The following is a 20,482-nucleotide window of genomic DNA, read 5'->3' on the forward strand; positions in this document are numbered from 1 at the left end:
TTTTTTTATCTTATTTCGATCTTGAGTTAATGATTAAACTTTTGCTGGCTGGGTCTGTTCTAAAGATTCAGCGGCAATTTCTTTACCATCGGTACGGGTAATTACTACAGTTGCTGAACGTGGACGTGTTCCGATCCCTTTACTTGAGTTCAGGTTACTAGGATGATTTGAAGGCCATGTTCCACCGGGGTGTTGCACGTTTACAAAGATAGCCTTGTAGTCAGGAGTCATAGTCACGCCCGTAATTTCACAACCGCTTGGACCAGTCAGGAAGCGACGAAGTTTACTGTCATTCAAAACCGCACCTGCAGGCGTTTGCTGGGTTGCCGTGCCAGAGAGCGCTGTAGTAACCTGACCATCACCCGTTTGGCCTGGTAATGCCGCAAGCATCATACAATTGGTTTCATCAGTATAGGCACCATCATCGGTTTGTACCCAAAGCACACCGCGTGGATCGAACCACATGCCATCCGGACTAGAGAAGTCATTGGCATCGGTTAGGCCAGATAGATTCACATTCGTTAAGGAATCAGCTTCAGCACCAAACAGAAAGATATCCCAGACGAAGTTAGTCGCAGTGGTTTGGTCATTATTTTCACGTAAACGAATAATATGCCCGTTGATATTGCCTTTTAAGCTGGTTGAGCCGCTATCGTTATCAAAATAGTTACGTGGATTGGCAGCATCTGTGCCATAGGCTTTACCACGGTTCGAGTTGTTAGTTAAGGTGATATAGACTTCACCATTTTTCGGGTTCACTGCACACCACTCTGGACGGTCCATTTTGGTTGCGCCCAAAGCATCTGCGGCTAAACGTGCATTGACTAAAACATCGCCCTGATCAGCAAATTTATAGCTCGCATAATTGGCAATACGCGCATCGCTAATATTCAGCTCAACCCATTCGCCAGTCGCTTTTTGTGTGGTTTCATTAAAATCAAATTTTGCAACATACAGCTTGCCGCTATTCAGGTATTTATCTCCGGCTGTATAACCGCCATTGATATCTTTGGCATCCCATTTAGCATTCGATACATATTTATAGATGTACTCACCGGTTGAGTCATCGCCCATATAAAAGGCGAGTTGCTGTCCTTCGATGGCACGGCTGGCACGACAGTCTTCATGTGCAAAACGACCGAGTGCAGTACGTTTTACCGGGAGCTGACGACCATCAAAGGGATCAATTTCAACAATCCAGCCAAAACTGTTGGCTGAGTTGCGGAAATCTTCCGACGCTGTTGCGGCAGTGATGGATGAATTCCAGCGCTCATACATGTCTTGAGTAAGTAAGCTGGCCTGTGGGGTATTCCATTTATACTGAGAAGACTGACCTTTTTTAATTTTATAGCGGTTTAGTGCATATTCAGTTTGAGGATCACGCTCATCATTTGCATTACGGGCCAGATAACCATCAAAGTTTTCTTCAGTGGTTAGATAAGTGCCCCAAGGCGTATAACCGTTACCGCAGTTATTATGTGTACCGAAGGTAAATAAACCTTCAGGACTTATTTTGCTTTTAACCAGTGCATGACCTTTGACGGGACCTGAAAATTCAATTTTCGATGCTGCAGTAATGCGGCGGTTAAAGATTGAATTTTTATCAATCTTCACTTCTTGGGTACTTGGATCTTTGGTCACATGCAAAATCGAAACACCATGTGAATTGACCTCGCGAATCACTTCATCTTCTGAACGAATAGCATCTTTAATCGTGTTAATAGTTGGATGTAAGTAACCTTGATTGATGTATTCATGATTAAGCACCAACAAACCTTCATTGGATGCTTTCGGATCATAATTGCCTTTGGATTTATTCATTCCAAAAAAGGTCATGCCATCATGGTTGTCACCTGAACGCATGCTAAATGTTGGACCAGTTGGAATATTGTTGTCATCCCATTCCGGCATACCTGCAGCGAGCGGATCACCCAAAGCAAATAAGATACGCGCTTGATAACCTTCTGGAACGGTAAAGGCATTTAAGGTGTTTTTATCTACGGTTTTAAAAGTTAATGAAGTCGGTGTTTTTACCTCTTCAACCGGTGTAGTCGGAGTGCTACCGTTATTTGAACTGTTATTGTCATCATCATTACAGCCGGTTAAAGTCGCGGCTAAAGTTAAAGCAACGGCACCACCTGCAGATTTTGTAATAAGATCACGACGGGTAATATTTTTATTAAACAGATCTTTAAATTCAGAATTTCCGGATTCATTGCTGTCGTAAACATTATCTTCATGATGAGGTGTAAAGTCTGTCATGATATTTTTCCAAATGTATGGTTGTTATAAAGTTGTACTAAACTTAGGTGAAAAATATGACAGCGCGCTGACGTTTGAATGACAGTCTGGTGAAGAAAATAAGTCAGATTGATGAAAATGTCTGAATAAAAAAGCAGACCAAAGTCTGCCTAAAAAATTTTGTTTGAGGTCTTTAAACTGCTCGGCGTTTTTCAATCAATTTGCCAAAGAACAGCCCCATTTCAAATAACAACCACATGGGGATGGCCAGCATGATCATCGAAATTGCATCTGGTGGGGTCACGAACATCGCGACAAAGAAACAGCCCACCACAATAAAACGCCGTTTTTCGACTAATTGTTGCGTAGAAACCAGTCCGATTAAAATCAGCACTAAGGTAATAATCGGAATTTCAAAGGTAAAGCCAAATACCAAGAACAGTTTTAAGCAAAAAGCCAAGTAACTGTTAATGTCGGTCATTGGGGCGACCGTTTCTGGTGAAACACTGATGAAAAAATGCAGAATAGAAGGCAGGGCAACAAAATAGGCGAAAGCAATCCCTGCATAAAACAAGCTGATGCTACCTAGCAGCAGAGGCATGGCTAAGGTCTTTTCTTTTTCATAGAGTGCAGGCTTTACAAAGCGCCAAAGTTGATAAATGATGAAAGGCATGGCTAACATCAAGGCAACGAAGAAATTCAACTTAAACGGTGCCATGAATGTCGCCGTAACATCGGTGGCAATCATGGATGAGCTAACAGGGAGCTGTGCACGTAAAGGTTCAGACAAAAGCTGATAGGTTTGATTGGCAAAAGGCAATAAGCAAAAAAATAGTGCCAGTAGTAAACCGACAATTTTAAACAGATGCTGACGCAAGACCATCAGATGTCGAGTAATCGGCATTTCTTCAAGATCTGAGGGTTGTGGATCTGCAAAGGAAATCGGCAACTGGTTTTCTATCGGAGTGTTCATACAGCCACCTTGAATTCATTTAATTGTGAAATTGGAGGTATGCTGTTTAAAGACTTTTCTGTTGACGGCATAATGCTACACACATTTCGTATGCTCAAATAAACGCACAAAGGCTGAGGTTGTTTAATAAAACTATAAATAGGGGGAGCATTTTTATTATGGGGCACTGCGTTTTGTAATACTGGTGATTTTGCAGGTTGTGATTGTTTTTTTAGTTCATGCATTTGAGCTTGCATCTTTTGTTCGAGCTCTTGAATCCGCTGCATTTCATTTTGCATCTGTTCACGTAATTCAGACAAACGCAGTTCGCGGTCAATATCATTCTGTACATTGCTGATCGTGCGTTTGATTTTAGCGTACCATTTCCCCGCGAAACGTGCAGCTTCGGGAAGCTTATCTGGCCCAAGCACCAATAAACTAATAATGCCAAAAGCCAGCAGTTCAGTCATACCAATATTGAGCATAAGGTTTTAGCCTGAGTGGGTTTTTGCTGGAGAATTGACATCAGAATGGCTGGTTTGATGTTCAATTATTTTAGGTTCATTTAATGACGAAGGAGCTACGTCATCTTCCTTGATCGACTTTTTAAAGTCTTTGACTGCACCACCGACATCTTTGCCTAAATTTTTTAGTTTTGATGTTCCGAACAATAAAATCACCACAATTGCAAAAATTACAACGTGCCAAATCGATAATCCTGCCATGTTCTTTACTCATTTTTTATTTAGAACCATCTGAACATGTTGCGATGACAGCAATGTGACTGAAAAATTGCAGTTTAAAGACAAAAGTCATTTAATCTGCTGTTGTGCTTGATTCGGTGCTAGCATATTTATACTGAGTACTGGGAATGATGTTGTGACCTTGCTGTTACCGCTTTTTGGCTTTTTATGTGGCTGGGGACTTGCTACAAGCCAATTTTCAACACGTTTAAAATCACTTTTTTCGAGCCTATTGGCACGAGTTTTTATTCCCATCGTGATTATTTACAACATGGTGTTTTATCAAGCGGGCAGCTTGAGTTTGATGCTCTTTAGCTTTGTGGTTGCGGTGCTGCTGTTCTATTTTTCCCTTGTCCTGTTTAAAGACCAATTGCGGGCTTTATGTTTTAGCTATGTGAATATGGCATGGCTGGGCTTTCCTTTTGCAATTGCTTTATTCGGTCCTAAAATCAGTGCACCGATGGTGGCTTTATATGTGGGCGGTTCTATTTTTGGTAATATTTGGGCCGTCACTTCCGTCAGTTCAGACAAACAAGCGCTCTCTGATATTGCGAAAAAAGTCATGCAATCTCCCCCCATAATGGCATTGAGTTTGGCACTGATCTGTCGAATATTAGACGTGCAGCATTTGGAATTACATCAAACGATTGATCTGATCTATAGCCTAGCTAAAACTGGAATGAGCTTTACAGGAATGTGCATATTGGGGATGTGGTTACAGCAGACCAAAGTGTATAAAAAAGATTTACTGCAGAGTAGTCGTGTAGCCGTATTAAAACTTGGTTGTGGTGTAGTGCTGTGTGGACTGACATATTGGATGATTCCAATACCGAATATTGAACAATACATTGGGGTAATGTTCTTATTGTTCTGTTTACCGCCAGCGGCCAACATTGTGGCATTAGAAACTCACTATCAAGGTACTGGCACTTCTGCCAGATATATCGCTTCGGGAACAATTGTGAGTTGTGGGGTGGTGATGCTATATGGAGTGATGTTGCATTTTATTTAAAGCTGAATCCTCCTGTTGCACAATATATTCCCTATCTTTTTGAAGAGGGGCTTTTGTTGCCTTTATTAGAGGCAGATAAAAAAGGATTTATTCAACCAGAATTGAAATTTCCTCTCCTGAGTCAAGTATGGCGCAAGAGAGGGGGCTTTCTTTGAGAGCGAAAATTACTTCTCCAAACTCGCCTTAAACAGTTTCATCGCCTGACCACGATGGCTGATCTTATTTTTATCTTCCTTGCTCATCTCGGCACTGGAAATACCCAGTTCAGGTAACCAGAACAGCGGGTCGTAACCAAAACCATTTTCGCCACGCGCTGTTTCCAGGACTTCACCTGTCCAGATGCCCTGAAAAATTTGTGGAAGCGGATCTTCTGCATGTTGAACTAGAGCAAGGACGCAGACAAACATGCCTTCAATCACTTGACCGTCTTTACGTAACGGTTTTAAGTCCGCTAACAGTTTTTCATTATTCGCGGCATCATTGCCATGTTCACCGGCATAACGTGCAGAAAAGATTCCAGGGGCGCCGCCCAAGATCGGTACACAAATCCCGGAATCATCGGCAATGGCCGGTTTGCCTGAAATTTTAGCCGCATGACGGGCTTTAATAATTGCATTTTCGACAAAGCTTAAGCCGTCCTCGACTGCATCTTCAATGTTGAGTTTGCCCTGAGCAACCACTTCGACAGGTAGATTCAGTTCAGCAAACAGTTTTTCAAATTCGGCAATTTTGCCTTTGTTGTTGCTTGCAAGTACTAGTGTGCCTTGGGATAACCAATCTGTAGAAGCCATGATCTCGATCTTTATTTGAAAATAATTGTGCGTATTTTAGCAAACTTAGCTAAATAATTTAGCCAATAAAAAAGCACCCGCAGGTGCTGTTTAGAGTCAGGCAAACATTTTCTAAATTACTGAGCCTGAATCCATTTGTCGGCACGGTCACGCGCCATACGAATTTGCTCTTGAGTTAAGTTGGCAGCCAAAGCTGTTTTCTTGCCTTCAGACAATGAAATCACTTTGTTGTCGAGCATGCCATCACGGGTAGATAGCTCATACCATTGATATGCACCCACGTAATTTTTCTTTTGCTCTTCCATCATTGCTAGATTAAAGCTGGCACGGTTGTCACCATGACTTGCAGCTTTTTCAAAGTATTTACGCGCTAAAGTTTCGTCTTTTTTGGTGCCCATCCCATCAGCCAGCATGCGACCGACATTCAACTGGGCAGCAGTCAGACCTTGGTCCGCAGCGGCTTTGTACCATGCAAAAGCTTGCTGTATATCTTTTTGAATATCTTTGCCGAGTTGATATTTGGTTGCCAAATAAAACTGTGCAGCAGCTTGACCAGATTTTGCCGCCTTAATCAGGCTATTAATATCCATAACAGAATATTGTGCTGCCTGAGTGGAAATAGACGGTACTGGTGCAACATAATCCGCATGGGCTTGAATGCTAAAAAAACCAACCAATAGTGTGCTTAGTAATATTTTTTTCATAGTGCGCTCACTCGATAGATAGCGACTTCACCAAACAGATTCGGGACATGTTTACTGAGTAAACTACCTTGTTGATCCCCATTCACGGCGAGTCGATTAATAATCCGGATATCATTTTCAGCACACAGTGCTTCAAAATCACGGAAAGTACATAAGTGGATATTAGGCGTGTTATACCACATATACGGTAAAGCTTCCGAAACAGGCATCATTCCTTTCAAAGCCAAGAAAGAACGCGTCTTCCAATGAGCAAAGTTTGGAAAGGTAATAATCGCTTGTTTCCCCACACGCACCATATCACGCAATAATACGTCTGGTGCATCTACTGCTTGCAAAGCCTGTGCCATCACAACATAGTCAAATGACTGGTCTGCAAAGCGGCTTAAACCGAGGTTCAAGTCTTGTTGGATAATATTTAACCCTCGACTGACCGCAATTGCAATCTTTTCCTGATCAATTTCTAATCCATAGGCACGAATATTGTGTTTTTTGCCCATATGCGCCAGCAGTTCACCATCACCACAACCTAAATCGAGTACGCTTGAGTCGGGTTTAATCCATGTTTCTGCCAATTGATGGTCGATACGCATTACACAGTCTCCTGAGGTGTTGCTTCAAGGTGTTCTGCGCCACCTAAAAATGCACGTAATGATTTAACGTAAAGCGGAATAGGGAACAGGAACGAGTCATGTCCTTGTTCTGCATCAATATCGACATAGCTGACAGGTTTATGATTGGTGATGAGGGCATCCACAATTTCTTGTGAACGCTGCGGGGTAAAACGCCAATCCGTGGTGAATGAAACCACCAGAAAACGGCATTGGGTATTGGCCATTGCCTTGGTTAAAGACAATTCATATTCACGTGCAGGATCAAAATAGTCCAGCGCTTTGGTCATAATCAGGTAAGTGTTGGCATCAAAGTTACGGCTGAACTGTTCACCTTGATAACGCAAATAGCTTTCAACCTGGAATTCCACGTCAAAACCATACATAAACTTGCCCGACTTCAAGTCGCGGCCAAATTTCTGTTTCATTGCTTCTTCAGATAAATAGGTAATATGACCGACCATACGTGCCAGAATCAGGCCACGTTTGGGATAGCTGTCATTTTCCAGATAGCGGCCGTTATGGAAATCTGGATCCGATAAAATCGACTGACGCGCGACTTCATTAAAGGCAATATTCTGTGCCGACAGTTTGGGTGCACTGGCAATAATCACACAATTTTTTAGACGGTCAGGATAATCCACCGACCATTGCAAAGCTTGCATACCGCCGAGTGATCCGCCAATTACCGAATACCAGACCTCAATCCCTAAACGGTCAGACAACATGGCTTGGGTTTTCACCCAGTCACGAACGGTGACCAAGGGAAAGTCTGGACCATAAGGGCGGTTGTCATTTTCAGGATTTGGCGAGATAGGACCGGTAGAGCCACTGCAACCCCCAATATTATTTAAGGCAACCACGAAAAATTTAGAAGTATCAATCGCTTTGCCGGGACCAATACATGCATCCCACCAGCCTGGCTTTTTATCATCTTCATGATGATAGCCTGCCGCATGATGATGCCCAGACAACGCATGGCAAATCAGAATCGCATTGGATTTATCTGCATTAAGCGTACCGTAAGTTTCAACCATGATTTCGAAACGTGGGAGAATGCGACCACATTCAAGCTCTAACGGCTCTTCGAATGAGAACTTTTGTGGGGTAACTAGACCCACTGAGTCAGTTGGAAAAGACACAGGAATAATTCGCCTTAAATCTTTAGGATGTATAAACAAAAGGATACCACTTGAGGGTATCCTTCTAAAGTCATTTTAGTGCTAAATATTATTGCTAATACTTATACGGCGGCCACAGCAACCTGTTCTGTGCTGAGTACACCTTGCTCGATTAAACGGTTGGTGCAGGCAATGATCGCTTCGATTGAAGCAGTCACAATATTGTCGTGAACACCCGCACCGAATGCGGATTTTCCGGTACCTTTCACTTGAAGCTCAATTAAGGCCAAGGCTTTGGCATGCGCACCTGAGCCAATGCTACGTTCTTCATAGTTCAACACATCAATTGGCAATTGTAATGCATTCAAGATGGCAGAAATCGGACCGTTACCTTCACCACGTAATTGCTGGGTTTCACCGTTAATGTCGATATCTAGCTCAATCACTTGATTGCCATTTTCATCAGACAATTTGTAGTTCTTGGTAGAATAGTGTCCATCTTTAGTTGCAACATAATTCTGTTTGAACAAAGCCCAAATCTCTTGTGCTGAAATTTCTTTGGCTTGTTCATCTGTTACTTGTTGAACTGCTTGCGAGAATTCAATTTGTAAACGGCGTGGTAATACCACGTTGTAATTTGATTCTAACAAGTAAGAAATACCGCCTTTACCTGACTGTGAATTGACACGAATCACCGCATCATAGTCACGACCTAAATCTTTAGGGTCAATTGGCAAGTAAGGCATATCCCACATTTCTTGGTTTTTCTGGAACTCGAAACCTTTCTTGATCGCATCCTGATGCGAACCAGAGAATGCGGTGAACACCAAGTCGCCTGCATACGGATGACGCGGATGTACTGGTAAACCGGTACATTCTTCAATTGTGGCAATAATGTCGTTAATGTTGGAGAAGTCCAAGTTTGGCGCCACACCCTGGGTGTACATGTTCAAGGCAATTGCTGCAACGTCCACGTTACCGGTACGTTCGCCGTTCCCAAATACACAACCTTCAACACGGTCTGCACCCGCCATAATCGCCAATTCAGAAGCGGCGATACCACAGCCACGGTCATTGTGACAGTGCACAGAAATGATTACGCCATCACGACGCTGAATATTGCGGTGCATCCATTCAATTTGGTCGGCATAAACGTTAGGACCGGAAACTTCAACCGTTGCAGGCAAGTTCAAGATCACTTTATTGTCTGGTGACGCTTCCCAGATTTCAGTCACCGCATCGCAGACATCTTTGGCGACTTCCAATTCGGTTGCAGTAAAACATTCTGGACTATATTGGAACACCCATTCAGTTTCAGGGTATTGCGCTGCATATTCTTTAACTTTAGTTGCAGCATTTACCGCTAACTGTTTTGCGCCAGCAACATCCACATTCAAGACTTTTTCACGGAAAGTCGGAGAATTGGAGTTGTAAATATGTACGATCGCACGTTTCGCACCTTCCAAAGATTCAAAAGTACGTTGAATCAAATGATCACGTGCCTGAACCAAAACTTCAATATACACGTCATCCGGAATATGATTTTCTTCAATCAATTTACGCGTAAAGTCAAAGTCAATTTGCGATGCAGAAGGGAAACCAATTTCAATATGCTTAAAGCCAATTTTCACCAACATCTGGAACATTTTAAATTTCTGTTCCATATCCATGGGTTCGAAAATTGCTTGGTTACCGTCACGAAGGTCGGTGCTCATCCAAATAGGCGCTTGATTGATTTCTTTATTTGGCCATTGGCGGTCTGGCAAGTCTACACGTTGATACATGCGACGGTATTTTTTACTTGGATCAGCCAACATCATGAGGTAACTCCTTGTGTAGCATGTATTGCTTAAGTCGTGGATAACGGCAACGTACTACAAATATAGATTGTGTCTATTCTAGCAATTTACAAGTCTGTCACTGGAAGACATTAGTCGAAAGTTGTAATAAAACCAAGGCATTCTTATGATTTAGCTGAAGCGCAGATCTTGCAAATCTATAACTAAATATTAGTGCACTTATTCCGAAAATAATTTTCTATTTTTGCGTTTACAGCAGTTTTATAGGAAATATTTTCCTTAATATTAATTATTTTTGAAAAATATAATCGGAAGTGATCTGGTTTAATGTCGCCGTTCCCGCTAAAGCCATCGTTATCTCAAATTCTTCCTTCAAGATTTTAATCACATGCGCAACCCCTAAAGCACCTGCAACGGCTAAACCATGAATATAGGGACGACCCATACAGACCGCTGAAGCACCTAAAGCCAGCGCCTTAAATACATCGCTTCCACGACGAATTCCACCATCAACAATTAAAGGGAAATCCTGAGGCACAACTGCTTTAATATGCTGCAGGGCGGTCAGGGGTGAAATGCAGCTATCTAAGACCCGCCCGCCATGATTGGATATAATGAGTCCCTGAACACCGCATTGAATCGCCATTTCTGTATCTTGGGGATGAACCACACCTTTTAAAATTACCGGAAGTGAGGTGTTTTTAATTAGCCATTGGATGTCGTCCCATCTCGGGGCAATCTGCATTAGACCATTAAACACAGGATGTTGATCTTCGCTAATTTCAGGTAAGGGAATATGCGTAGGCGTATGCGGATGTTGCATGCCTTCAGGTAACTGGAAAAACACCCGACGTTCACGATCCCGAATACCGCTATGCGGTGAGTCTATCGTTATGACCAAAGCTTTAAAGTTGTGCTGCTCTGCAATTTTAACTAATGCTAAAGATTTTTCACGGTCACCCTGCCAGTAGAGTTGAAACCATTTATAAGGATTTTCAGCTTTAAGGCTACGCATATCGGTATTGCTGAAAGTACTTAAAATCAGGTTGCTCTGTAGTACTTCAGCCGCTAAAGCCGTCGCCAGTTCAGCATCGGGGTGAAACAGCTGTTGATGGCCAATCGGTGCCAAAAAAATAGGATGTGGAAAGGTTTGACCCAGAATTTCACAGGTAGTATTGCCTTGAGTCAGGTCATTTAAATGTCTGGGAATCAGCTGGATTTTTTTAAACTGATCCAAGTTTTCCTGAACGCTGACTTCATCCATCGCTCCGCCTTGCAAGTAATGCCAGGTACTTTCTGGAAGGTGTTTTTCTGCTTGCCGTTCATAATCGGCAAGGGTTTGCAAATGTGCTGGAATTTGGCTGAATGGGTCAAGCGGTGTCACCGGTTTCATAAATCACCCCATTGGCGCAATAAATTATGATAATGACTAGTCAAACTGATTATTTCTTCCGAATCGCCGAGGTCTTGGCGTAGTTTCATAATGGTCATATCCAGATTGAATAACATACTGCGTTGCCAGTCATCTTTCACCATGCTTTGTAACCAGGTGAACGCTGCAACCCGTTTGCCATGAGTCACCGGTTCAACCCGATGCAAGCTGGTCGCAGGGTAGAGAATGGCATCACCTGCATCCAGTTTTACTTCATGGCTGCCATAATTGTCTTCAATAATCAGTTCACCACCTTCATATTCATCCGGTTCAGATAAAAACAGGGTAATCGAAACATCGGTACGAATTGCATGTCCTGTCGCATCTGAATATTGCACCGCACTATCGACATGATTGCCATAATTGCCCTCATCTTGATAGCAGTTAAACAAAGGCGAGAGTATGTGTTTGGGCAGTGCCGCAGATTTGACCTGAGCATTTCGTTGTAAGGCTTGCAAGATTTTGGGAGATAAGGATTGATAGATAATACTGTTCACATCGATTTGCAGATTGTTTTTTATTTTTTTGGCCTGAAAGCCTGCGCTCTGCTGCCCCTGAATCCAGGCATGGCTGACATCCAGTTGCTGGCGTAATTCAATAATCTGCTGTTTGGTTAAAATTTCAGGAATATGTAACATCATCAGCTTTATGCATCCCTTGAATGGATTGGGCTCAAAAATAAATAATGTAGTGCATAGGGTCTGTTGATACTTCATAAATGATTTGCGCTGTAGGCTAAAATTGAGCAGAACCACAGCCCTACGGGACAAGCATATTTTTTGCTGTTATATCGTTATGAAGTGGTCATTTAGAATGACTAAATTTCCTACTCCATGCCTCATCAGCTAAAAATATGCGTCGTCGCAAACATAGAGGAAGTGTCAACAGCCCCTGGCTCTAACACACTACATTTATACTCAATCTGCTAAGACTTAGCGAATTGCTTAAAATTTATAATTAAAGGTCAGGGCTGCTGAGCGTGGTTGACCCAATATCACACGGCCGCCACCATTGTTTAAGGTGCTGATATATTCTTTATCTGCCAGATTATAGACATTTAGGTTCACAGAGGCATTTTTATTGAGGGTATAACCGGCCATGGCGTCAAATACCACATAGCTCGGAATACTTGGCATATTTGCTGCTGCAGTGCTGTCCGTAATCACACGTTTTTGGTCATCGACATAACGTGCGCCCAGGCCCAGTTTAAAACCGGCAATGTCATAGGTAGACCATAAACTTGCTGTCCATTCCGGTGACCAGCGTACATTGTTGGTTCGGGTAATTGCTCCGGTGGTTGCATTAACACTTAACTGGTCTTCTTGCTCGGTTTTCATATGGGCAATACCCGCAGAGACATTCCATGCATCGGTGATTTTACCTACAGCACTGAGTTCTACACCTTTGACGGTTGTTTTACCTTCCTGAATAGATTCTCTGGTAATCGCATCCTGAGTAAACTGGTTTTCATTTTCAGTGTAATAAGCAGCAGCATTGATAGCCAATTGATCATTGAGCAGATCCCACTTGGTTCCAATTTCATAGTGGTTGGTTTCCTGTGGTTTTGCAGCTGCACTGTTAATCCCTTCTGCTGAAAGATTAAAGTTGGCACTTCCCGGAGGAGTCAAGGATTTGGCATAAGAAGCATATACGCTACTTTTAGAAGTAGGTTTATATAAGCCACCGAGTTTCCAGCTGAACAAAGTATCGTGTGCAGCAAAACTGGCAGGCACTAAGCTGCTGCTGCCTGATGGCAGGGTTAAAGCATCATATTCGGTGTCGTAATAGTCGATACGCACCCCACCATTCAGCTGGAAACGTTCACCAAACTTCAGAGTATCAAATAAATACGCTGCGGCAGTATCAGTTTCGCCATTGGTATAACCACCTGTATAAACTAAGCCTGGTAGAACTTGATTGCGATCAGGATGATATAAATTCGCCGGTGTAGGAGTAACAGGGGTTTGCCCCGGCATTTGCGTCGCTAGGGTTTTGTTATATTGCTGTTCTTTTAAAAACTCTAAACCCGCAACTACATCATGTTCAATCGCACCGGTTTTTAAATTCAGGTTCAAAGTCGTTTGGTTGGCAAGAATCTTATTTTCCTGATCCACCCCTTGGCGAGAGCGGCTCACGGTCCAGTCATTCGGATTGGCCGAACCGTTGGTACTCAGGCTATTAATCCCGGTTAATACCCGTTGCATGTTGGTTTTGCCTGCACGGGTAATATTGGTCAGTTTCAGGTTTTCTGCCAAATCACTTTCAATTTTTGCCGTGTACATGTCTGCATCGACATCTTCATGGTCATTCGCTTGGCCATAATAATTTTCACGGCTGACTTTAGGTGCTGAAGCTAAAGCGGAATCTGCATTATAAAAACCTTCCAGACCAACAGTCGGAATACCGCCATCCGGAATATTACGTTGACGAATATGCTGTGAATAGAGATACAGGCGTGTATCGCTATCTAGACCGAAAGCAATTGAAGGGGCAATGGCCCAGCTATTGTTTTCAATAAAATCGCGGCCTTCAACACGGCCGTCTTGTCCCATCGCATTTAAACGAAAAGCAGTACCGCCATTGATGACTTGATTCATATCGGCAGTAAGACGGGTATGTTCAGCCGTATTATAAGTGGCAGAAACTTCACGGCTATTTTCAGTCTGAGGAAGTTTGCTAGCCAAGTTAATATAACCTGATGCCGATCCACGTCCTGCTTCTGCCCCAGAAGGACCTTTGACTACTTCAATCTGTTCCAGATTAAATACATCCCGAGTAACAGCACCCAGATCACGAATACCATCGACATAAGTGGATGTTTGAGTGGAAAACCCACGCATTTGAAAAGCATCCCCTGCACTGGTATTGCCATTTTCACCCAGTTGCAGGGTAATTCCTGGCGTATTTCTTAAGGCTTCAACCAGGGAGGTTGCCCCTTGTTCTTTTAATAATTCTTTTTTAATCACTGAGACTGTTTGCGGGGTATCGACCAGAGGTTGAGTATATTTAGGTGAACTCACCTTATTGGCTTTGTATTTATTTTCTGCATCTGATTTTACTGTAATGGTTGGAAGCTGAGTGACATCTTGTGTATTCGCTGCATGAGCCATGAGCGGGAGAGAGGCCGCTAAAGCAACCAGTTGAACGTTTCGATTGTGTTTGCGGCTTTTAATCTGTGCCATTGTAGCTAATCCCTAATATCGTATATGACAAAATTCCATTACTGCCTTGCAACTTTTAAAGTCGGCAAAATAGCAGCAAAAGCGGAGATATTGTTATGGCCTGTAACAATTGATGCGAATTCTAATGATAATTATTATCATTAACAATAGTGATAAGTATTTAATGATGATGAAACTGGATGGAAATATGACTTAATTCGCGCTTATTTATTAGATAAAGCAATCATGCTTAAAGGGAAAAACGATGCCAAAGAAGTTAAATTTGACTAAAAGATAAAATAATTAAGTATTCAGATACTTGTAAGTTATTGGCTAGGCTGCCTGATATTAAGTTTCAGCAGCCTTTTTTATTTTGGCGTTATAAAGCTTAAAGTTCAGCCCATTTACGCATTAAATTATGATAAAGATTGGTCAGCTTGATCACTTCATCATGTTGATCACCCAACTGCATACGCAGGTTCTGAATGCTCTGATCAAGATTAAATAACATATGACGTTCTGCTTCATCACGAATCATACTTTGCACCCAAAAGAATGATGCCATACGGCAACCTGAGGTCACAGGTGTTACCTCGTGCAAACTGGTCGATGGATAGAGAATCATATCGCCGGCCGGAAGTTTAACTTCATGGTAGCCATATGTATCTTCGATGACTAAATCGCCACCTTCATATTCATCTGGTTCGCTCAAAAAAACCGTACAGGACAAATCGGTTCTTAAGCGCTCATTGGTTCCCCGGATTCGACGAATTGAATTATCAACATGAAAACCAAAGGCTTCATTGTTTTCATAACGGTTAAACAGGGGAGGAATGATGTCTAAAGGAATTGCAGCAGACAGGAATAATGGATGTTGTCCGAGTGACTCTAAAATAATCGTACTTAAATGATGGGTCAGCGGAAGGTCTTCCGGAAGCTGTTGGTTTTGTTTGACTGTAGCTGAAAGTGTACCCGCAGTGACTTTACCATTGACCCATTCAATTTTATTCATTTCTTCGCGGAAATATTGAACTTGTTCTTTAGTCAGGACGTTAGGAATATGATGAATCACGGCAATACACCTTTGGAAGAATGAATTTTGTATAGCTATAAAAATAGCCTCATTATGAGGCTATTTAAAATCAAATCCCATAAATAATTTATGGGGTTCTGACTGGGTTTTAGTATTTGAAGTTTAGAGACAATACTGCACTACGACCTTCTGCTTCAGTTGCATAGTGTGATGCATAAGCTTTCGTGAAGTAACGTTCATCTGACAGGTTGTTGACGTTTAACTGCAGGTCAACATTTTTGTTAACGTTATAACGCGCCATGGCATCGTAACGTACGTAACCTGGAACGTATTTGGTATTAGCAGCATCGCCATAGACTTTGTCCATAGCGGTTGCACCAGCACCTAAAGTAAATTGTGGTAATACTTGGTAAGTTGTCCAGAGTGTTGCTGAGTTTTTCGCAACATTTTGAACTTGATTACCATCATTAGTACCAGCACCATCATCGATAATTTCACTGTCTAAATAGGTGTAACCAGCAGAAACTGCCCATTTATCCGTAATGTTACCGTTTGCACCAAGCTCAATACCATCTACACGAGTTTCACCAATGTTTCGTGTAAAACCATCAGTATCAGTAGCTCGTGTATTTGTTTTTTCAGTACGGAAAATAGCAGCTGTTAAGTTTAATTTATCATTAAATAAATCCCACTTTGTGCCAAGTTCCATGGTACGAACTTCCTCTGGTTTGAGGTTGTTGATTGCTTCAGCTTGTGCTTCGGTAGTATTACGTCCAGGAACAGAAATTCCTTCTGAGCCATCAGCAGCATCCACCCCAACTGGGTTGGCTGAAGTTGCGTAACTTGCATAGATAGAACCATTTTCTAATGGTTTATAAGTCACACCTGCTTGATAGTTAAAGAAATCACTGTCACTTACATATTTTTTGCCCGAAGCATGAATGTTTTGTTCAGTTTCAAATTTATCCCAACGAACACCAAGGTCTAATAACCATTGTGAATTTAATTCGATGTTATCTAACAAATAAACAGAAGTACTTTCGGTTTCTGTTGTACTTGCTTTTGGTGCCGCTGTAATAATGTCATTAAAGCGATCATGAGGGTTAGGATTATAAGCATCCGTACACCAACCGTTAGATGCTACTCCCGTACCTAAAACACAAGCATTTTCATTAACATTAGTTGTAGCAGCATCATCAGAACCGCCAATAGGCTGGCCAGTACGAGAAGTAACGTTATAGCTACCTTTATCTGATTCTTGTTTACTGTATTCTGCACCCGTATTAAAGCTATGTTTAAGAGCACCAGTATTAAATTTACCCGTCAATGCAAGTTGATCAGTAAATGTATTTGTATCGCTAATACGAGAATTTACTCGACGCCACACTTCATTATTTGCAATATTGCCTTTAGAGTCATCTGGTTGTGTCCAAATATAATCATTCTTCGAATTACTATAAACAGCTGTATTACTAATCGTTAAATTATCAGTTAGATCATGTTCTAACTTAATTGTACCAATCTGATTTTCTTGTTTTTGGAAATCACGATCCAACCAACCATAGTAAATACCTTGTTTTGCATTTAATGGTTTACCAGTTGTTACACCAGTATTAGGACCAGTTGAAGTCCAATATGGAACACCCGAATCTGGAGTATCGTCAGATTTTAAGTAGTAATAGCTTAAAGTTGCACGAGTAGGGGTGTCCAAACCAAAAGTAATACTTGGCGCAATACCAGCACGTGCATATTCAGCACCATCGGCTTGACCGGCTTTTTCATTTTTGTGGCCCAATACCGCAACACGGGCTGCAATACCATTACCAAAATCTTTGTTGCCATCCAAAGTAATACGTTGGTAATTGTCTGTACCTGCGCCAACAGAACCTTCTAGGAAGTCACCTTGTTTCGCAACTTTAGAAATCATGTTAATGCTACCGCCAGTGGTACCTGCACCACCCATTGCAGATGCAGAACCTTTAGTAACTTCCACTTGTTCTACGGCAAACATTTCACGGTTTTGCGAAGTAGCGCTACGCACACCATCGACATACATTGAACTTTCAGAGTTATAACCACGAATAAATGGACGGTCGCCATTTGGGTTACCACCTTCACCAGCACCTAAAGTAATACCAGGTACAGTACGCAAAGCATCGCTTAAAGTTGTCACTTGAGTATCTGCAATCAGCTGTTTAGAAATCACAGAAACTGATTTTGGCGTATCGAGCAGCGGAGCCACAAACTTGGAATTCGCAGATTTATCTACTTTTAGTGTTTGTTCTGATTCTGCTTGCGTACGGATAGTATCAAGTTGAGCAACTTGATCTTGTGCAATTGCATTCCCTGCCATGACTGAAAGTGATGACACAATCGCAGAAGATACGATTTTTTTGCGTGTTTTAATGAAGGCCATTTCTAACTCAAAATGTGTACTGTGAAAATGTATGAGAATAATAATGATTCTTATTTTTTATCACTATTAAGTTGAATTGGAATTGACGATTCTTAAGTTAGACTAAAACGGGATATTAAATGAAATAATGTAACAAATTGTGATTAAGTAATTGATTATGTTGTTATATAGAAAAACCCTGTCTATACAGGGTTTTTTATGGGGATTTTGAATATTAGAATTTAAAGGTGGTGCTCAATTGGACGCGGCGACCTTCTTGAGTATTGCTATAACGATTGTAATAACTTCCGTCGACTAACTCGTAGTCAGTAAAATTTTTGTCGAATACATTATATAAGGCAACACCAATATCCCAATTGTCATTCACATTAAAATTAGATCCAAGATGTAATAATGCATAGCCTTTAAAATCGCCTAAATCATTATAAACCTTTTGATTCTCAGCAGTTAAATTGTCGTAAGTAGAAGTAAAGCGCGCTCTTTCACTACGATATTCACCACGTGCCCATAAGTTAAGATGATCGGATGCCTGCCATTTTAAAGAGGTATTTACAATATGCTCTGGTGTATCGTTAAGAGGCGGATTACCTAAAGTACTATCTTTAATTTCAGTTTCAGTCCATGTGTAATTAACACCCAACTTCCAAGTGGGTGCAAATTCCCAGTTGAAACCTGTTTCTATCCCATATACTTCAGCTTTTTCAGCATTAGTTGGACGTACTACATTCCATGAGTCAGGTCGTCCATTTGTTGGATGGTAGCCCATAACCCAAGATGTTCCAACAGAAGCCATATAGGCTTCACAATCTGCTTTAGACCAATTACTGTCTGAAGTAGTAGTGGTATTTGTATTACAACTAAATTCGGTATTTCCGTTTACAATTTTATCTTCAATCTGGCTGTAAAAAGCCGTGATATTGGCATCAAAATTAGAATTGTTATTAAAATAAGTCCCAAACTCTAAATTTTTACTGGTTTCAGGTTTCAACTCCGGATTACCAAATAATGGGGTACGACCCTGTCCACTCACATTATAAATACCATTAGTTAAGCGTTCTAAACGTGGTGCTTTGTAACCCTCTGAATAGCCACCTTTGAGTGTCCAATTATCATTGGTATTCCAGACTAAATAAGCACGGGGCGTCCAAAAATCACCAAAGGTACTATTATCGTCGAAACGTAATCCCAGAGTTAAAGCTAAGCTGTCTGTTAATGCCCAGGTATCTTCTGCAAATAAACCTAACTGATCAAATGAAACTTCTTTATTAACACGTAAGCCATCTTTAATGCTCGCGTCCCACCATTGACCGCCCAGCGTAACATTGTGTCCATCAAAATGTTGCGTGGTAAATTTTGTATCAAAAATTGTATCTTCACTTTCTAAAAGACGCGGGGTTACCACAGTTGAGCCACCTTGCGCTCGGGAAGGAATTAATCGTCCAATTGTTTCTGTCTGAGTGTTGCTAACACTTGATTCCAGTGTTCCTAGGCTGTTGCGCCAAGTATGAGCAAGAATCATTTTTTCACGATTATATTCTTGTGAAGAGTTATAGCCCCCATTTGCACCTAAAGTACCGAGCTGTCCTTTACTGTTGTCATACCATTGCTCAGTCTGTTCATATTCTGCAGAAATATCATGATGATCCGTCGGGGTCAAAGTAAGACGAACCCCCATAGTTTCCAAATCAGACTTTGTCGGACTATTACCTTGAGATAATTCAGTATCTGAATTGGCATCTGGAGTTAAATGTGATTGGTCTCGTTCAGCTTTACGTCCACGAAGTTGAATACCCAGTAAATTTTGAATTAAAGGACCAGATACGAAAGCATCTACAGCACGTTGATTACCGAAGTCAGAGTAATTAGGGTTAAGCGTCCCTTCTAGGGTGACAGCACCTGTCCATTCAGGTGAAACTTTTTTAGTAATAATATTGATTACACCACCAATAGCATCGGAACCATAAAGCGTAGATGCAGGTCCACGAATCACTTCAATTCGTTCAATTGCTGAAATTGGAGGTATAAAACTGTTATTGGATTCACCAAAGCCATTTGGGGCGATATCACCTGTACTATTTTGACGGCGTCCATCAATTAAAACGAGTGTATATTCTGAATCCATACCACGAATACGAATATTTAGCCCGCCAGTTTTACCTGCGGTAGGGCTAATGTCGACACCTTCCACATCCACCAAAGCATCTGCAATGGAATTAATTCTTTTATTTTTAAAATCTTCTGCAGTAATCACTGTAATAGAAGCAGGCGCATCTTTTATTTTTTGTTCATAGCCCGTAGCTGAAACCACAATTGTTGAAAGTTGATGGGGAGCAGATGCGGTTTCAGTATTTGCAAAAATAGAAGTAGACGTAATTCCTAGAATAGCAAGACTAAGCGGACGAAGGTTGAACTGACTCATAAAATAGAATTCCAAAGATGGACGAGATAAATAATTGAAAATAAAATAAA

Annotated in this window: 16 protein-coding genes; 1 reads left to right on the forward strand and 15 read right to left on the reverse strand. The window is 41.5% G+C overall.

What is annotated here, in order from left to right; genetic code table 11:
- Nucleotides 1-33: 33 nt before the first annotated feature.
- The 4 genes from AC3CAU_RS09195 to tatA all read right to left on the reverse strand — a co-directional run bounded on the left by AC3CAU_RS09195 (nt 34) and on the right by tatA (nt 3,918).
- Complete coding sequence (locus tag AC3CAU_RS09195) at nt 34-2,262, reverse strand: PhoX family protein (RefSeq protein ID WP_447054015.1); 2,229 nt, start codon at nt 2,260-2,262, stop codon at nt 34-36.
- A gap of 172 nt (nt 2,263-2,434) precedes the next feature.
- Entirely contained in the window at nt 2,435-3,214 is a 780-nt protein-coding gene (gene tatC / locus AC3CAU_RS09200; RefSeq protein ID WP_447054017.1) for a twin-arginine translocase subunit TatC, read from the reverse strand.
- Nucleotides 3,211-3,678: a Sec-independent protein translocase protein TatB gene (gene tatB, locus AC3CAU_RS09205; protein ID WP_447054019.1), complete on the reverse strand. Its 468-nt coding sequence runs from the start codon at nt 3,676-3,678 to the stop codon at nt 3,211-3,213. Before tatB ends, tatC begins: the two co-directional genes overlap by 4 nt.
- Nucleotides 3,679-3,684: 6 nt before the next feature.
- Nucleotides 3,685-3,918, reverse strand: coding sequence for a twin-arginine translocase TatA/TatE family subunit (gene tatA / locus AC3CAU_RS09210; RefSeq protein ID WP_447054021.1), 234 nt, complete (start codon nt 3,916-3,918; stop codon nt 3,685-3,687).
- A gap of 154 nt (nt 3,919-4,072) precedes the next feature.
- Between tatA and AC3CAU_RS09215 the strand changes: the two genes are divergently transcribed.
- Nucleotides 4,073-4,948, forward strand: a complete 876-nt coding sequence (locus AC3CAU_RS09215; RefSeq protein WP_447054023.1) for an AEC family transporter — start codon at nt 4,073-4,075, stop codon at nt 4,946-4,948.
- Between the two features lie 164 nt (nt 4,949-5,112).
- Here AC3CAU_RS09215 and rdgB read toward each other — a convergent pair whose 3' ends face one another.
- The 11 genes from rdgB to AC3CAU_RS09270 form a co-directional block, all read right to left on the reverse strand.
- A complete protein-coding gene (gene rdgB / locus AC3CAU_RS09220; RefSeq protein WP_447054025.1) occupies nt 5,113-5,739 on the reverse strand; it encodes an RdgB/HAM1 family non-canonical purine NTP pyrophosphatase in 627 nt (208 codons plus the stop codon).
- Nucleotides 5,740-5,855: 116 nt separating this feature from the next.
- Nucleotides 5,856-6,443, reverse strand: a complete 588-nt coding sequence (locus tag AC3CAU_RS09225; RefSeq protein ID WP_447054026.1) for a tetratricopeptide repeat protein — start codon at nt 6,441-6,443, stop codon at nt 5,856-5,858.
- Nucleotides 6,440-7,033, reverse strand: a complete 594-nt coding sequence (metW, locus tag AC3CAU_RS09230; protein ID WP_131216490.1) for a methionine biosynthesis protein MetW — start codon at nt 7,031-7,033, stop codon at nt 6,440-6,442. Before metW ends, AC3CAU_RS09225 begins: the two co-directional genes overlap by 4 nt.
- Nucleotides 7,033-8,193 carry a homoserine O-succinyltransferase MetX gene (metX, locus tag AC3CAU_RS09235; protein ID WP_131216488.1) on the reverse strand — a complete coding sequence of 387 codons (1,161 nt, stop codon included), beginning with the start codon at nt 8,191-8,193 and terminating at the stop codon, nt 7,033-7,035. Before metX ends, metW begins: the two co-directional genes overlap by 1 nt.
- A 101-nt stretch (nt 8,194-8,294) precedes the next feature.
- Nucleotides 8,295-9,992 (reverse strand): 2-isopropylmalate synthase, encoded by a 1,698-nt coding sequence (leuA, locus tag AC3CAU_RS09240; protein WP_131216486.1) that lies wholly within the window; start codon nt 9,990-9,992, stop codon nt 8,295-8,297.
- A gap of 268 nt (nt 9,993-10,260) precedes the next feature.
- A complete protein-coding gene (locus AC3CAU_RS09245) occupies nt 10,261-11,364 on the reverse strand; it encodes an alpha-hydroxy acid oxidase (RefSeq protein ID WP_447054027.1) in 1,104 nt (367 codons plus the stop codon).
- On the reverse strand, nt 11,361-12,044 hold the full coding sequence (locus AC3CAU_RS09250; RefSeq protein ID WP_424620499.1) for a Fe2+-dependent dioxygenase: 684 nt from the start codon (nt 12,042-12,044) through the stop codon (nt 11,361-11,363). Before AC3CAU_RS09250 ends, AC3CAU_RS09245 begins: the two co-directional genes overlap by 4 nt.
- Nucleotides 12,045-12,347: 303 nt before the next feature.
- A complete protein-coding gene (locus AC3CAU_RS09255; protein WP_447054028.1) occupies nt 12,348-14,585 on the reverse strand; it encodes a catecholate siderophore receptor Fiu in 2,238 nt (745 codons plus the stop codon).
- Between the two features lie 367 nt (nt 14,586-14,952).
- Nucleotides 14,953-15,636, reverse strand: coding sequence for a Fe2+-dependent dioxygenase (locus tag AC3CAU_RS09260; RefSeq protein WP_171528142.1), 684 nt, complete (start codon nt 15,634-15,636; stop codon nt 14,953-14,955).
- 109 nt (nt 15,637-15,745) lie between these two features.
- Nucleotides 15,746-18,013, reverse strand: coding sequence for a TonB-dependent receptor (locus tag AC3CAU_RS09265; protein WP_447054029.1), 2,268 nt, complete (start codon nt 18,011-18,013; stop codon nt 15,746-15,748).
- Nucleotides 18,014-18,227: 214 nt separating this feature from the next.
- Nucleotides 18,228-20,432, reverse strand: coding sequence for a TonB-dependent receptor domain-containing protein (locus AC3CAU_RS09270; RefSeq protein ID WP_447054030.1), 2,205 nt, complete (start codon nt 20,430-20,432; stop codon nt 18,228-18,230).
- Nucleotides 20,433-20,482 lie beyond the last annotated feature (50 nt).

This window comes from Acinetobacter sp. GG23, from assembly GCF_057766365.1.